At 73.2% G+C, this 14630-nt stretch carries 13 protein-coding genes and 1 tRNA gene; 5 read left to right on the top strand and 9 right to left on the bottom strand.

What is annotated here, in order from left to right:
• Positions 1–151 precede the first annotated feature (151 nt).
• The 6 genes from BUE41_RS29735 to BUE41_RS16200 form a co-directional block, all read right to left on the bottom strand.
• Complete coding sequence (locus tag BUE41_RS29735) at positions 152–1522, bottom strand: serine/threonine-protein kinase (RefSeq protein WP_084755188.1); 1371 nt, start codon at positions 1520–1522, stop codon at positions 152–154.
• Entirely contained in the window at positions 1519–2994 is a 1476-nt protein-coding gene (locus BUE41_RS16220) for a peptidoglycan D,D-transpeptidase FtsI family protein (protein WP_073457960.1), read from the bottom strand. Before BUE41_RS16220 ends, BUE41_RS29735 begins: the two co-directional genes overlap by 4 nt.
• Positions 2991–4445 carry an FtsW/RodA/SpoVE family cell cycle protein gene (locus BUE41_RS16215; protein ID WP_073457959.1) on the bottom strand — a complete coding sequence of 485 codons (1455 nt, stop codon included), beginning with the start codon at positions 4443–4445 and terminating at the stop codon, positions 2991–2993. Before BUE41_RS16215 ends, BUE41_RS16220 begins: the two co-directional genes overlap by 4 nt.
• Positions 4445–5812, bottom strand: a complete 1368-nt coding sequence (locus tag BUE41_RS16210) for a PP2C family protein-serine/threonine phosphatase (protein WP_073457958.1) — start codon at positions 5810–5812, stop codon at positions 4445–4447. The genes BUE41_RS16215 and BUE41_RS16210 overlap by 1 nt, the downstream gene beginning before the upstream one ends.
• A 43-nt stretch (positions 5813–5855) precedes the next feature.
• Entirely contained in the window at positions 5856–6311 is a 456-nt protein-coding gene (locus BUE41_RS16205; protein WP_073457957.1) for an FHA domain-containing protein FhaB/FipA, read from the bottom strand.
• A gap of 102 nt (positions 6312–6413) precedes the next feature.
• Positions 6414–7694: a DUF3662 and FHA domain-containing protein gene (locus BUE41_RS16200; protein ID WP_073457956.1), complete on the bottom strand. Its 1281-nt coding sequence runs from the start codon at positions 7692–7694 to the stop codon at positions 6414–6416.
• 145 nt (positions 7695–7839) lie between these two features.
• Here BUE41_RS16200 and BUE41_RS16195 point away from each other — a divergent pair.
• Positions 7840–7922 (top strand) — tRNA-Leu (locus BUE41_RS16195).
• 607 nt (positions 7923–8529) lie between these two features.
• Here BUE41_RS16195 and BUE41_RS16190 read toward each other — a convergent pair.
• Positions 8530–9150: a nucleoside/nucleotide kinase family protein gene (locus BUE41_RS16190; protein WP_073457955.1), complete on the bottom strand. Its 621-nt coding sequence runs from the start codon at positions 9148–9150 to the stop codon at positions 8530–8532.
• Positions 9150–9392: a DUF2630 family protein gene (locus tag BUE41_RS16185; RefSeq protein ID WP_073457954.1), complete on the bottom strand. Its 243-nt coding sequence runs from the start codon at positions 9390–9392 to the stop codon at positions 9150–9152. Before BUE41_RS16185 ends, BUE41_RS16190 begins: the two co-directional genes overlap by 1 nt.
• Before the next feature lie 45 nt (positions 9393–9437).
• Between BUE41_RS16185 and BUE41_RS16180 the strand changes: the two genes are divergently transcribed.
• Positions 9438–10202, top strand: a complete 765-nt coding sequence (locus BUE41_RS16180) for an IclR family transcriptional regulator (RefSeq protein WP_073457953.1) — start codon at positions 9438–9440, stop codon at positions 10200–10202.
• Here BUE41_RS16180 and BUE41_RS16175 read toward each other — a convergent pair.
• Positions 10199–11044, bottom strand: a complete 846-nt coding sequence (locus BUE41_RS16175; protein ID WP_327194770.1) for an LLM class F420-dependent oxidoreductase — start codon at positions 11042–11044, stop codon at positions 10199–10201. The two genes, BUE41_RS16180 and BUE41_RS16175, sit on opposite strands and share 4 nt — an antisense overlap.
• 55 nt (positions 11045–11099) lie before the next feature.
• On the opposite strand from BUE41_RS16175, the gene BUE41_RS16170 reads away from it, so the two are divergent.
• From BUE41_RS16170 to BUE41_RS16160, 3 genes are all read left to right on the top strand, one after another.
• Positions 11100–12218 carry a 5-methyltetrahydropteroyltriglutamate--homocysteine S-methyltransferase gene (locus tag BUE41_RS16170; protein ID WP_073457952.1) on the top strand — a complete coding sequence of 373 codons (1119 nt, stop codon included), beginning with the start codon at positions 11100–11102 and terminating at the stop codon, positions 12216–12218.
• Positions 12219–12294: 76 nt separating this feature from the next.
• The gene (locus BUE41_RS16165; RefSeq protein ID WP_073457951.1) at positions 12295–13776 is read left to right on the top strand and encodes a protein kinase family protein; all 1482 of its coding nucleotides are present in this window, start codon (positions 12295–12297) and stop codon (positions 13774–13776) included.
• Between the two features lie 16 nt (positions 13777–13792).
• A complete protein-coding gene (locus BUE41_RS16160; protein ID WP_084755186.1) occupies positions 13793–14521 on the top strand; it encodes a class I SAM-dependent methyltransferase in 729 nt (242 codons plus the stop codon).
• The last annotated feature ends 109 nt before the right edge of the window (positions 14522–14630 follow it).

Here is a 14630-nt window from a genome sequence, read left to right as displayed (position 1 = left end):
GCCCAGCTCGTAGCGCTCGGACAACAGTCGAGGCGTGGTCATCGGTGCCGGTTCCTCGGGAGTTGGTTCGGTTCGGACATCATGCCCGTTCGCAGCGCCGGATGCTCTGCCGCCACGGCGTCCTCCGCGCCGGACCGTCGATCGGAGTGGCTCACCGGCCACCGCCAGGGTGCTCGGGGCCGGGCAGCACGGCCAGCGCCGCCCGTCGGCTCGTGAGGTCGTCCTGGCGTGCCGGGTCAGCCGTCCCGCCGCCGGTCAGGCCGAGGAACGGAAGCTCACCGCCGCTCTGCATCCGCCGGACGACGAACGCCCCCACGATGAGGGCCGCCAGCGTCAGCAGGACGAACAGCACGACCACGAGCTTGCGGGCCAGGCCCCGCTTGGGGCGCAGCTCGAGCTCGGGCCGGGCCGGGCCGCCCGGCCGCCGATCGTGCTGGTACGGAGAGCTGAGCGGGCGCGGCGTGCGCCGATCGTCCACCGGCCGGTCGGGACGGCGCCGCGCGGCCGGCGGGACCGGGCTGCGCGGCGGCGTCTGCGGGCGCACCGGGCTCCGGCCGGGGCCCCGCGGCTTCGCCGGGGGCGGGGTCCGGGGCGCGGACCTCGCCATCGGGCCGTCGAGGCTGATCACCCCGGTCCCCCGGTTGGGGGTGAACACGGTGCCCGGCGGCGCCCCCGGGGCGGGCAGCTCCTCCCCGCGGCGCACCGCGGCCACCGCTGCGGCGAACTCCCCGCCGGTGGCGTAGCGCCGGGACGGGTCCTTCACCAGCGCCGCCTCGATCAGATCGCGAGCGGGCTTGGGCACGGTCGGTGGCAGCGGCGGCGGCTCGTTGCGCACCTGCATCATCGCGACCGCCACCGCGCTGTCGGCCCGGAACGGCCGGTGCCCGGCCAGGCACTCGTAGCCGACGATGCCCAGCGAGTAGACGTCGCCCGCCGGCCCGGCCTCCGAACCGCTCGCCTGCTCGGGCGCGATGTAGTGGGCGGTGCCCATCACCATGCCCGAGCGCGTGACCGGCACTGCGTCAGCGGCCTTCGCGATGCCGAAGTCGGTGAGCTTGATGGTGCCGTCCGTGCGCACCAGGATGTTGCCCGGCTTCACGTCGCGGTGGACGAACCCCCGCTCGTGGGCCGCGTTGAGCGCCCAGGCCGCCTCCTCGACGATGCGCAGCGTCTCGTCGGCGGGGATCGGGCCGCGCGCGATCAGGCTGGACAGCGGCTCACCGCGCACGAGCTCCATCACCAGGTAGGCGGTGGGCTTGCCGTTCGGGCCCTCGTCCTCGCCGTAGTCGTGCACGGCGGCGATGCCGGGATGGTCCAGCGACGCGACGGTGCGGGCCTCGATGCGGAAGCGGTGCAGGAACTCCGGGTCGTCGGACAGCTCCGGCCGCAGCACCTTCACCGCCACGCTCCGGCCCAGCCGGGAGTCGGAGGCCTCCCACACCTCGCCCATGCCACCGACCGCGATGCGGCGTTCGAGCAGGTAGCGCCCGGCGATCTTCTGGCCGGCGGCGAGCGGGGTCATCCGGCACCCGCCTTCTCCAAGGCCTTCTTGATGACCGCGCGGCCGATCGGGGCGGCGACCTTGCCACCGGTGGCGGCGAGGTCGTTCCCGTCGCCGCCGTTCTCCACCACGACCGCGACAGCGACCTGCGGGTTCTCCGCAGGCGCGAACGCCACGTACCAGACGTGCGGAGCCTGGGTCTTCGAACCCAGCTCGGCGGTGCCGGTCTTGGCCGCGATCTTCACGCCGGCGATCTTGCCCGACCCCGAGTACGAGTCCTCGTTGTTGACCATCATCTGGGTCAGCGTGGCGGCCACGGAGGGGCTGATCGCCTGGCCGAGCATGTCCGGTTCGGCCGTCTCGACCGGAGTCAGGTCCAGCGCCGTGATCTGCTTGATCAGGTACGGCTTCATGAGCCGCCCGCCGTTGGCGATCGCGGCGACGATCATCGCGTTCTGCAGCGGGGTCAGCGCGACGTTGAGCTGGCCGATCGAGGACTGCTGCAGCTGAGTGACGTCGGCGATCTGGCCCAGCGTCGAGTCGGCCACCGTCATCGGCAGCTGGATCTTCTGGGTGCCGATGCCGAACGCCTCGGCCTGCTTCTTGATGGCGTCGATCCCCAGCTCGGCGGCCAGCTGCGCGAACGCGGTGTTGCACGAGCGGGCCAGCGCGTCCCGCATCGTGGCCGTGGCACCGGTGCCGCACGGGTTGCCGTTGTAGTTCTCCATCGTCGTGCGGCCGTTGGCCAGTCGGATCGTCGACGCCGCGGTCAGCTGGCTGTCCGGGGTGTAGCGGCCGCTGGAGAGGGCGGCCGCGACGTCGATCAGCTTGAACGTCGAACCCGGCGGGTAGCGCTCGGAGATCGCGCGGTTGTTCAGCACCGGGGGCCGGGCCGAGGTCAGCTCGGCCCAGGCGGCGCTCTCCTTCGACGCGTCGTGCGTGGCCAGCTGACTGGGGTCGTACGAAGGCGTCGACACCATCGCCAGGATCGCCCCGGTCGACGGCTCCAGCGCCACCACGGCACCTCGGTAGCCCTTGCTCGCCAGCTGGTCGTAGGCGACCTGCTGGACATCCGGGTCGACGGTGAGCGCGATGCTCGCCCCCTGCGGATCCCGGCCGGTGACGAGATCGGACAGCCGGCGCGCGAACAGCCGGTCGTCGCTGCCGTTGAGGATCTCCTCCGCGGCCGCCTCCAGCCCGCTCGACCCGTGGTTGGGCGAGTAGTAGCCGGTGATCGCCGCGTACACCGGGCCCTTGGGGTACTGCCGCTGGTAGCGCAACCGGTCGTTGGTCTCGGTGCTGCTCGCGACGATCTGGTCGCCCGCGCTGATCTGGCCGCGCTGGCGCGAGTACTCCGCCAGCAGCACCCGCTTGTTGCGCGGATCGGTGCGGTACTCCCCGGCCTTCACGACCTGGACGTAGGTCAGGTTGCCGAGCAGGAGGACGATCATCGCCATCACGGCCATGGCGATGCGGCGGACCGGCGTGTTCACGTCGGCCGCTCCACCAGCTCGGTGCCCGCCTCCGCGATCGGGACGTGCGGGGTCGGCGGCTTGCGCGGCAGCGGCGCCCGCGCGGCGTTCGAGATCCGCAGCAGCAGAGCCACCAGCGCGTAGTTCGCCACCAGCGACGAACCGCCGTACGACAGGAACGGCAGGGTGAGACCGGTCAGCGGGATCAGCTTCGAGACCCCGCCGATGACGATGAACACCTGCAGCGCGATCGTGAACGACAAGCCGGTGGCCAGCAGCTTGCCGAAGCTGTCGCGCACGGCCAGCGCGCTGCGCAGCCCCCGGGTGATCAGCACCAGGTAGAGCACCAGGATCGCGGCCAACCCGATCAGGCCCAGCTCCTCACCCAGCGACGAGAGCATGAAGTCGCTCTCGGCGTAGGGGACCAGGTCCGGCCGGCCCGCGCCCAGCCCGGTACCGCCGAGCCCGCCGGTGCCCAGCCCGAACAGCGCCTGGCTGATCTGGTAGCCGCCGCGGTCGTAGCAGGCCACGAACGTCTTGTCGTCGAGCGGGCACGGCTGCAGCGGGTCGATCCAGGTCAGCACCCGCAGCCGCACGTGCGCGAACAGCTGGTAGGCGATCAGGCAGCCGCCGACGAAGAACGACAGACCGATCACCATCCACGACACGCGCTCGGTCGCCGTGTACAGCAGCACGAGCATGATGCCGAAGAACAGCAGCGACGTACCCAGGTCGCGCTCGAGCACCAGCACACCGACCGACAGGCCCCACGCGACCAGCAGCGGGGCCAGGTCACGGGCCCGCGGGAACTCCATCCCCAGGAACGAGCGCCCGGCCGTGGAGAACAGCTCGCGCTTCTGCACCAGGAACGCCGCGAAGAAGACGATCAGGAGGATCTTCGCGAACTCGCCCGGCTGCATGCCCACCGGGCCGATGCGGATCCACAGCTTCGCGCCGTTCACCTCGGAGATCGACGACGGCAGCAGGCCGGGCAGCGCGAGCAGCACCAGACCCGCGAACCCGGCCGTGTAGGCGTACCGCGACAGCACCCGGTGGTCGCGCACCCGCCACAGCACGACGATGAACAGCACCAGCCCGATCGCCGTCCACACCACCTGCCGGGTGGCCAGATCGGAGCCGCTGTCCGGGTCGGACGACAGCCGCGCCAGGTCGATCCGGTGGATCATCACCAGACCCAGGCCGTTCAGCAGCGCCACCGTCGGCAGGATCAACGGATCCGCGTACGGGGCGAACTTGCGCACCGCGAAGTGCGCGACCGCGAACAAGCCGAGATAGGCCAGGCCGAGGTACAGCAAGGAGCGCGTCAGCTCCTGTTCCTGGTTCGCCTCCACCAGCACCAGCGCGCCCGTCACCAGCGCCGCGGCGAAGGCGAGCAGGGCCAGCTCGATGCCTCGCCCCGTCGGCAGCGGGGCGGGGGCGGGGCCAGCCGCTGCGTCGGGCCGCCCCGCCATCAGCCGACTCGCCGGCAGGTCAACCCCGGAACGGCCTGCGGCGTCGAGAGCGGGGTGGGCATCTCCGGCGGCGGCTCGACGGCCACCCCCGGCTGGCCGGGCTGCGGCGGACCGGGCACGGCCGTCGGCTCGGGCTCGACCGCCGCCTCGCTCGGGGCCACCTCGACCGGGCACGGATCCAGCCGGTCCTCACGGAGCCGGTCGATCAGCGCGCGGGCGCTCTGCAGGCCTTCGGTGGCCGGGATGCCCTCACGGACCCGGCTGCGCAGGGTCTCGGGCAGGTCCTCCAGCGGGAAACCGGGGCGTTCCGCGACCTCGTGCAACGCGAAGCCCAGCACCGAGCCGCGGACACCCTGGTAGATCACGACTTCGTCGCCGTCCGCGCCCACGTAGTACTGGTTGCGGATCCACGCCCTGGCCAGCAAGGTGCCGCCGACCAGGACCGCCAGCACCACGAGCGCCACGACGGCGATGCGCAGCTTGCTCCGCTTCGGCCGGGCCGGCGCCTCGATCGCGGGCACGATCCGCTGGGGCGCCGTGCGGGTCAGTGTGGTGACCGAGGCGCGCGCCGCCGCGGAGTCCGGCGGCGGGCCGTCGTCCGAGCCGTCGCCGACCGAGCCGCCCACGATCGGAGCGTCCTCGCCGAAGTCGATGTCGACGACGTCCGCGACGATGCAGGTGATGTTGTCGGGGCCGCCGCCGCGCAGCGCCAGCTCGATCATGCGGTCGGCGCACTCGCGCGGATCGGGGTAGGCCAGCAGCGTCTCGCGCAGCGTCGCGTCGCTCACCACGCCGGACAGCCCGTCCGAGCACAGCAGGTACCGGTCGCCCGGGCGGGCCTCGCGCACCGTCAGCCACGGGTCGATGTCCTGCCCGGTGATGGCGCGCAGCAGCAGCGACCGCTGCGGATGGGTGTGCGCCTCCTCCTCGGTGATGCGGCCCTCGTCGATCAGCGACTGGACGAACGTGTCGTCCTTCGTGATCTGGGTCAGCACCCCGTCGCGCAGCTGGTAGGCGCGCGAGTCGCCGATGTGGACCATGCCGAGCTTCGAGCCCGCGAACAAGATGGCCGTGAGCGTGGTGCCCATGCCCTCCAGATCGGGCTGCTCGGCCACGTGCTGCGTGATGAGCGCGTTGCCCTCGATCGCGGCCTCGCGCAGCTCGGCGAGCAGGTCGTCGCCGGGATCGTCGTCGTCGAGGGGGGCGAGCGCGGAGATCACCAACCGGGACGCCACCTCGCCGGCCGCGTGCCCGCCCATGCCGTCAGCGAGTGCGAGCAGACGGGGCCCGGCGTACACGGCGTCCTGGTTGCTCTGGCGGACGAGCCCGCGGTCGCTGCGGGCCGAATAGCGCAGGACCAGGGTCATCGTGTGACTCCGCGCGTTCGGTCAGGGGCTGGCGGAGGGAGACTCACGATCGGAGCTCGATCACCGTCTTGCCGATGCGGATAGGGACTCCCAGGGGAACACGGGTGGGCCCGGTGACCTTAGCCCGGTCGAGGTACGTGCCGTTGGTCGACCCGAGATCCTCCACGTACCAGTCGTCGCCCTGCAGCGAGATGCGGGCATGCCGGGTCGACGCGTAGTCGTCGTCGAGGACGAGGGTCGAGTCGTCGGCGCGGCCGATCAGGATCGGCCGCGAGTCCAACGTGATGCGCGTCCCCGCCAGTGCACCCTGGGTCACCAGCAGCTGCCGGGGCCTGCGCCCCCGTCCGGCACGGGCCGGGCGACGTCCCCCGGGGACCATCGCCCGCAAGCCGGACGCCGCGTACAGGTCGGAGCGCACCACCCGCAGAGCAGCCAGCACGAACAGCCAGAGCAGGGCCAGGAAACCCGCCCTGGTCAGCTGCAGCACCAGCTCCGGCACGCGCGGCGCTCTCCTTCTCCTGTTCGGCGCCCCGCTTCCGCTCGTCGCCGACACGTCGCGCCCGGCGCCCCCGCGCGGGGAGCGCCGGAACGGCGGGCGGCGTCAGCGCGTGCGGAAGACGAGGCTCGAGTGTCCGACCCTGATCACATCACCGTCGCTGAGCTGCCACGTCTGCACCGGGTTGCCGTTGACCGTGGTGCCGTTCGTGGAGCCCAGGTCCGACAGCGTCGCGGAGTGGCCGTCCCAGGTGATCTCCAGGTGCCGGCGCGACACTCCGGTGTCGGGCAGGCGGAACGAGGAGTCCTGCCCGCGCCCGATGATGTGCGTGCCCTGGGTCAACTCGTAGGTGCGACCCGAGCCGTCGTCCAGCGACAGCGTCGCCGTCACGGTCTGCTGCTGGTAGCCACCGTAGCCGGGCTGCTGACCGTAGCCCTGGTCGTAGCCGGGCTGGCCGCCGTAGCCGGGCTGCTGGCCGTAGCCGCCCTGGTCGTAGCCCTGCGGGCCGTAACCCTGCTGGCCGTAGCCCTGGTCGTAGCCGGGCTGGCCGCCGTAGCCGGGCTGCTGCCCGTAGCCGCCCTGGTCGTAGCCGGGCTGGCCGCCGTAACCCTGCTGGCCGCCGTAGCCGGGCTGCTGCCCGTAGCCGCCCTGGTCGTAGCCGGGCTGGCCGCCGTAACCCTGCTGGCCGCCGTAGCCGGGCTGCTGGCCGTAGCCGCCCTGGTCGTAGCCGGGCTGGCCGCCGTAGCCGGGCTGCTGCCCGTAGCCGCTCTGGTCATAGGCCGGCTGGCCGTAGCCGCCCGGCTGTCCGTATCCGCCCTGCTGGCCGTAGCCCGGCTGGTCGTATCCACCGCCCTGGCGCTGGTCGTAGGCGGGCGGTGCGTAGGTCTGCTGGCCCTGTGCGCCGGGGGCTCCACGGTCGTACCCGTACTGCCCGTTCTCCTCGGGGTGGCCCGGTTGCTGACTCATCGGTGCTTCTCCTGCGTCGCGTGCTTGGACCAGACCCCGACGGGAGGCGTCGGGATCCACGACCGAGCGGGTGCGGAACTGTCCCGTGTGCAGCGCATCGGAGCGCTCCAGAAAGACTACGACCTCACCGTAGGTGTCCCATCCCTGGTCGGCGAGTTGTTCGGTGACGTACGACGAGAGCGAGTCGACGATCTGCGCCCGGTCACCAGCCATGCGATCGAAATCCGACGGGCTGAGCAGCACCGTGTAGCGGTTGGGGGCGAGTTGCCGCCCCCCTGCGAGCTCTTCGATGTTGTCCTCAGCCTCCCTGAGCAACGCTTGAGCGACTTCCTGAGGAACGACGCTCCCACCGAAGACCCGCGCGAAGGCATCGCCCACCATCCCCTGAAGACGGCGTTCGAACCTTCCGACACGGCCCAACCGATCTTCCTCCGATCTCAACGGCGTGTTGCTGACGACACCGATCGTATCTGTGCTAGCCCGACCCGTGGAGGCGCCATGGGGTGAGGGGGTAACCCGGTGGCGGACCCCCTGTGGGGGCGTGCTAGGTTTCTCTTCGTCGCCAGGGCGAGTGGCGGAATGGCAGACGCGCACGGTTCAGGTCCGTGTGTCCGTGAGGACGTGAGGGTTCAACTCCCTCCTCGCCCACACAGTGTTGCATCGTCTCCTGCGACGAAGGCGCAGGAGACGGCTCGCGGCCTCTTGAGTCGACGATCTCTCCTCTCCCCCCCGGTGCTCGCAGCCCCGCGTCGTTCTCCGAGGGCGGCTGCGCGCCTCCCCCCGCACCTCGCCGACGGCCGCGAGCTGGGTTGGATCGCCGCGCCTTCGGCGCGAGCCGGGTGGTCGGCTTCCGGTGGTCTCGTCAGGCGACTGCTGATCGCGGTGCAGGAGTGCGGAGGCCGGGCTCGGGCGTCTCGCGTTCCCCCGGCGAGTCCTGCGCCTGAGCCGGCGAGTCGCCTGCTTCGGCCGCTGAGGTCCGCGAGCGGGCTGCGGGCGTCGCGATCCGTGCGCCGGGCGGTCGTGACCGGTGCCTCGTCATCCACCTCTTCGTGCGGTGAGGGGTCGAGCTGCGTGACCGTCGGCGGCGTGCCGGCGGGAGCGATCCACCGGATCGGGTGGTCCTCGACGGCGCGCCTCTGCTCATCACTCCTCTTTACTTGTGTGTGCGGAGGCCGGCGGGCCACGTCGAGAACGAACCTGTGGTGATCAACAAGCCCTGCTGATCACCACAACTTCGTTCTCGACGCAGTGCACCTCAGGCGCGGAGGGCGGGGCGCGCGGGGTGGTCGGAGAGGGCGACGACGTCCGCCGTCTCGTCCGGGTGCCGTTCCGCCTCGTAGCGCGCGTGCGCAGCGAGGGTCCAGTGCTCGTCCGGCGGAAGCCGTCGTTCGAGCGCGGTTGCGCCCATGTGCAGGTGCACGCTGACGTCGGCGGGCAGGCCGCGGCCGAGCAGCAGCGCGCCGGCGAGCAGCACGACGCCCGAGGCGGGCAGCGCCTCGTAGTCCGCGCGGTAGGAGCGGTCGGTCGCCGGGTTCCACAGGCGGGGCAGCACCCGGCCCGAACCCTCCGGCGCGGCGGGCCTCAGCAGCTCGCGGCACAGCGCGCCCACGTCGAGCCAGCCGTCGAGGAACGAGTCCGGATCCGTGCGGCCGCGCTCCAGCCGCACCGACGCCGGACGCAGGAAGTCCTGCGCCGACACCACCAGCGCCGCCCGGCCGGCCACCCGCAGGCGCTCGGCCACCCGGGCGGCCAGCTCCTCGGGACCGGTCGGTGGCGGCCCGTCCAGCAGCACCCGGGTCCGGCCAGGGTGGGCCAGCACCCGCTCCACCACCGCGTCGGCCAGCCCGTCCGGCGTCGTCGGCTGGACCCTCGGCACTACTGGCGGTACCCCTCCACGACGTTCGCCGGCCGCACCTGCGCGTCGTCCGGGTCCAGGCCGGCCCGGCGGCGGGCGTCCCGCTGCCGCAGCAGGTCCCAGCACTGGTCCAGCTGCACGCTCAGGTCCCGCAGCCGCTGCTGCTCATCCTCCGACAGCTCCTGGCCGACGTGCGCCCGTTCCAGGCGGTGCTCCTCGGCCACCAGCTCGCCGATCCTGCGGTGGATCTCCTGCTCGTCCATGTCTGCTCCCTTGCCCGCCACTCCGATCTACCCAACACTGACGAAATGGCGACGTCGATGCGGAGGGCGCTGCGGGTGCTCGAGGTGGTCGGCACCGCAGGTGACGGCGTCACCGCCAAGGCCATCGCCCGCCGGCTGGGATGTCCCCTGCCTACGGTTTACCGCGCGTTGGCCGTCCTCGTCGAGGAGGGCTACCTGGTCCGGCTCGACGACGTCCGCGGGTACGGCATCGGCTACCGCATCGCCGAGCTGCAGCGCAGCCTCGTCGACGCGCTCCGCCCCCCGGCCGCTGTCGTCGCCGCGATGCACGACCTGCACGTCCAGGCGGCCGCCGCGGCCTACCTGGCCGTGTTCCGCGACCGCGACGTCGTCGTCGCCCACGCCGACGCCTGCGCCGAGCACCCCCTCCCACCCGACGTCCGCGTCGGCGAACCCGTCGCCCCGCACGCGGCCGCCGCCGGCAAGGTGCTGCTCGCGTCCGTCCGGCCGGCCCGGGTGGGGGAGCTGCTCGGTCCGGCCGGCATGGTCCGGCTCGCCCCGCACACCGCGCCCGACCGGCGCGCGCTCGATCGCGATCTCATGCGGGTCCGGCTCGAGGGCGTCGCCGTGGAGGTCGAGGAGCTCGCCCCCGGCGTCGCCGGGGTCGCCGCACCCCTGCACGGGCCCGACGGCGAGGTGACCGGCGCGCTCGGCGTCTCGGTCAGCCGCACCGAGTTCGGCGCCCGCCGCTGGGAACTGGAACGGCACGTGCGGGCCGCGGCCGACCGCGCCGGTGAACGCCCCGCCGCGCACACCGCCGACCGCCGTTAGCCGTTCGACAGCGCGGCCAGCTCGTCGAGGCGGCGCAGCACACCGTCCGCCGGTTCGTCGGGCAGCTCGAACAGCACCCGATCCACGCCCGCCGCCGCGTACGACTCCAGCGCCTCCGGTGTCGCCGCCGCCCCGTACACGGTGACCGTCACCGGTCCGCGTCCCGCCTCGGCGGCCTTGCCGCGCATCTCGCTGATCCGCTCGCGCAGCGCGTCCAGCTCGGTGCGCCGCACCCGCAGCGGGATCCAGCCGTCCCCGAACTCCACGACGCGATCGACCACGCCCGGCCCGCCGCCCCCGATCAGGATCGGCGGCCGGCGCAGCGGCTTCGGCCACGACCAGATCCGGTCGAACTTCACGAACTCGCCGTCGAAGCTCGCCTCCTCCTGGGCCCAGATGGCCTGCATCGCCAGCACGTGCTCCCGCATCCGGCGGGCCCGGGTCCGCGGATCGACGCCGTGGTTGGCCATCTCCTCCCGGTTCCAGCCCATCCCGACACCCAGCTCGAACCGGCCCCCGCTGATCCGGTCGAGGCTCGCCACCTGCTTGGCCAAGACGATCGGGTCGTGCTGGCACACCAGCGACACGGCCGTGCCCAGCGCGATCCGTTCGGTCACCGCCGCCATCGCCGCGAGCGCGACGAACGGGTCGAAGGTGTGCGCGTACCTCTTCGGCAGCTCGGCCCCGCCCGGCCACGGGGTCTCCCGCGCGGCCGGGATGTGGGTGTGCTCGGTGAGGAAGAGCGAACCGAACCCGCGTTCCTCGGTGGCCCTGGCCAACTCGACGGCGGAGATCCCGTAGTCGGTGAGGAAGGTGACGACGCCGTGTTCCACGGTCGCCACCCTGTCATGTCCGCGGACCGGGACGAAGGCGGCGTCCGCGCAGTACGGTGCCGGCATGGCGCAGCGCAGCGAACCTCCGTTCCGGGCGGACCACGTCGGCAGCCTCCTGCGTCCGCCCGCCCTCATCGAGGCACGGGCCCGTGCCGCGGCCGGTGAGCTGGACGCCGACGGGCTGCGGGCGGCCGAGGACGCCGCGATCGTCGAGGCCATCGCGATGCAGGAGTCGGTGGGTCTGCAGTCGGCCACCGACGGCGAGTTCCGCCGCACGTCGTGGCACATGGACTTCATCTACCGGCTCGGCGGCGTGGTGCGCACCGACGAGCAGATCACCGTCCCGATGCGCAACCGGCGCGGTTCCGGCGCGTTCACGGCGTCCGGGATCGCGGTCACCTCGCCCGTGCGGCTGGAGGAGCCGATCTTCACCGACCACTTCGACTTCCTCGCTGCCCACGTCACCACGGCGACGCCGAAGATGACGATCCCGTCGCCGAGCATGGTGCACTTCCGCGGCGGCACCTCGATGCTCGACCGGAGCGTCTACCCGGATCCCGAGCAGTTCTTCGCCGATCTCTCCGCCGCCTACGCCGCCGAGATCGCCGCCCTGTACGACCACGGCTGCCGCTACCTGCAGCTCGACGACACGTCGCTCGCCTACCTCAACGACCCCGCGCACCGGGCCCAGGTCGCCGCCCGCGGCGACGATCCGGACCACCTGCACGAGCGCTACGTCGCCGGCATCAACGCCGCGCTGGCGAACCGGCCGGAGGGTCTGCGGGTCACCACCCACATGTGCCGCGGCAACTTCCGCTCGTCGTGGGCGGCCGAAGGCAGCTACGACTTCGTGGCCGAGGCCGTCTTCGGCGGGCTCGACGTCGACGGCTTCTTCTGCGAGTTCGACGACGAACGCTCCGGCGGCTTCGCGCCGCTGCGGTTCGTGCCACCCGGCAAGCTGGTCGTGCTCGGTCTGGTCACGACGAAGTCCGGGCAGCTGGAGGACCCCGACGAGCTCAAGCGCCGCATCGACGAGGCCTCCCGGTACCTGCCGCTCGACCAGCTGTGCCTCTCCCCGCAGTGCGGGTTCTCCTCCACGGTGGAGGGCAACGAGCTCACCCTCGACGAGCAGCGCGCCAAGCTGGAGCTGATCGTGCAGGTGGCGCAGGACGTCTGGGGGTAGTTCCCCGAATCGACCCCGCGGGGACGGGGCGGCGGGCTAGCGTGCGCGACCGGGGACGACCGGCCGGAGGGCACGCATGGAGCGCTCGACGACGCGCCGCACGCACGACGCTGACCTGGCGCGCTACCTCGCGGTCCACGGGCCCCTCGACGTCGGCACCGCGGCGGAGATCCTCGGCCAGGCCGCAGCGACGCTCGACGCCGCCCACGCCGCGCGCGTCGTCCACGGCCGGCTGAGCCCGGGAGCCATCCTGCTGAACCTCGCGGAGGGCACGGTCGGGGTGCGCGAACCGGGTGGCTCGCCGGAGCCGGATCCGGTGTTCGTCGCGCCCGAGGTGCGCCGCGGGGCCGATCCCACGGCCGCTGCCGACGTCTACGCGATCGGTGCCCTGCTGCACGTCTGCCTCACCGGGCAGCCGCCCCGGGCGGACGAGGTGCCCGCGGTCGCGGACAAGGCGCTCCGGGCCGACCCCGCGCAGCGGCCGCCGTCCTGCGAAGCTGTACTGGCCCGGCTGCGGCGCCCGATCCCCGCTGCAGAGGAGGAACCACTGCGCCGGTTCCCGCGGGTCGCGGCCGGTGCACTGCTGGTCGTGGTGGTGCTGGTCGCGGGCATGGTGGCGCTGCCGGACCGGCGAGCGGACGAGGCCGAGGCCGCGGCGCAGGCCGATCTCGTCGCCACGATCGGACTGCCCGGCTGCCGCACCGCCCCCGGCGTCGAGCTGGGCGGGCCCGACGGGCTGGTGGCCGCCGTCGACTGCGCCCCGGACGGGCCCGGCGTGACCACGATCGGCTACCGCCGCTACGCCGACGCGGGTGCGCTGGGGGCGGCGTACCGGTCGCGGGTGGCGGTGCTCGCCCCGGTCGCGGACACCCCGTGCGGCGCGGACCCGCCGCCGCAGCGGGCGCAGACGCCGTGGGAGGTGCACGGCACGTACCTGGGCAGCGTGCTGTGCGACCGCCGGTCCGGGCCGCCCACCACGATCTGGACGATCGACGGGCTGCGCTTGCTCGGCACCGCCACCGGGCCGGACGCGGCCGAGCTGGAGCGGTGGCGGGTGGGGCACCTGATGGAGCGGCCGTGGATCTCCGCGATCGTGGGCGCCGCGAACGCCGCCGCCGATCCACCGTTCCCCGATCGAGCCGAGGCCGCGCTGCTCGCCGACGTCCCCGACGCCTCGCGGATCGACTGCAGCCGGCTCGACCGGCAGTTCGTCGTCGCCAACGTGGGGGATCCCGACGGGATCGCCGCGATCGCGTGCGGCCCCGCCCCGGGCGCCCGCGCGATCTTCTGGTTCCGCTTCGCCGATCCCCGCCGGTTCGCGGCTTACCGCGGTGCCGGCCCCGGTGACGCGGCGGACTGCCGGTCCGAACCCGCCGGGTTCTCCGGCTCGGCCCGCTACACCCGCCCGGACGGGACGGCGGGCGTGCTGGGCTGCGTGCAGGAGGACGACCGGGCCGCGCTCGTGTGGACAGAGGAGGGCCGGTGCACCGTCGGCCTGGCCTTCGGCGGCGCCCCCGCTGCCCTGCTCGACTGGTGGCGCAGCGCGGCGGGCCCGTGAACCGTAGGCTCGCCGGATGCCGACCGACGGGCCACGGGGCTGGGGCGCCCCGCTGCACGCCCGAGTACTCGACGACGCCCGCGTGGGGCCGGGCACGACGGTGCTCGACCTCGGCTGCGGGACCGGGGAGTTCGCCGCCGCGGCCGTCGCCAGGGGAGCGGTGCTGACCGGGATCGACCGGGACCCCGCCGCGGTCGCCACCGCCGCTGCCACCGTGCCGTCAGCGACGTTCGCCGTCGGGGACGTGCACGATCCCCCGCCCGGCCGGTTCGACGTCGTCGCCGCCGTGCAGGTGCTCATACACGCGGCGAACCCGCTGGTGGTGCTGCGGGCCGCGGCCGCGCGCGGAGTTCTCGTCAGTGTGACGACATGGGGGACGGAGGCCGAGTGCGACGTCCGCGCGTTCGGTGAGGCACTCGCCCCGTGGCTGCAGCCGAGACGACCCCCGGCCGGGCCGCCGCCGGTCACCGATCCCGACCGGTTGCTGCAGCTCGCGCGCCTCGCGGGGCTCGGCGAGCCGGTGCTGGCGGAGGTGGTGTGCCCGTTCCACTACCAGGATGCGGACGCCCTCGTCGCGCCGCTGTTCGAGACCGGCATCGGGCGGCACGCGATCAACCGGGCCGGGCCGGGGGCTGTGCGGGAAGCGGTGCTGCAGCGCTGCGCGGAGTTCGCGCAGCCGGACGGGAGCTACGTGCTGCACAACCGGTTCCGGGTGCTGACGGGCAGGGGATGTCGACCCGGGTAGCAGGGCAGCCGGACGCCAGGAGAGCCACAGCGTCGATGCGCCCGGCTCCTCGTCGCCGGATCGCGGCTCGCACGCCCCGGAGTCGACGACGGCCGCTCGCGCGGTGCTC

Origin of the sequence: Pseudonocardia thermophila (genome assembly GCF_900142365.1) — a bacterium.
GTDB classification, from domain to species: domain Bacteria; phylum Actinomycetota; class Actinomycetes; order Mycobacteriales; family Pseudonocardiaceae; genus Pseudonocardia; species Pseudonocardia thermophila.
The sequence above is the reverse complement of the archived record's forward strand: the minus strand, read 5'-3'. Positions and strand labels throughout refer to the sequence as shown.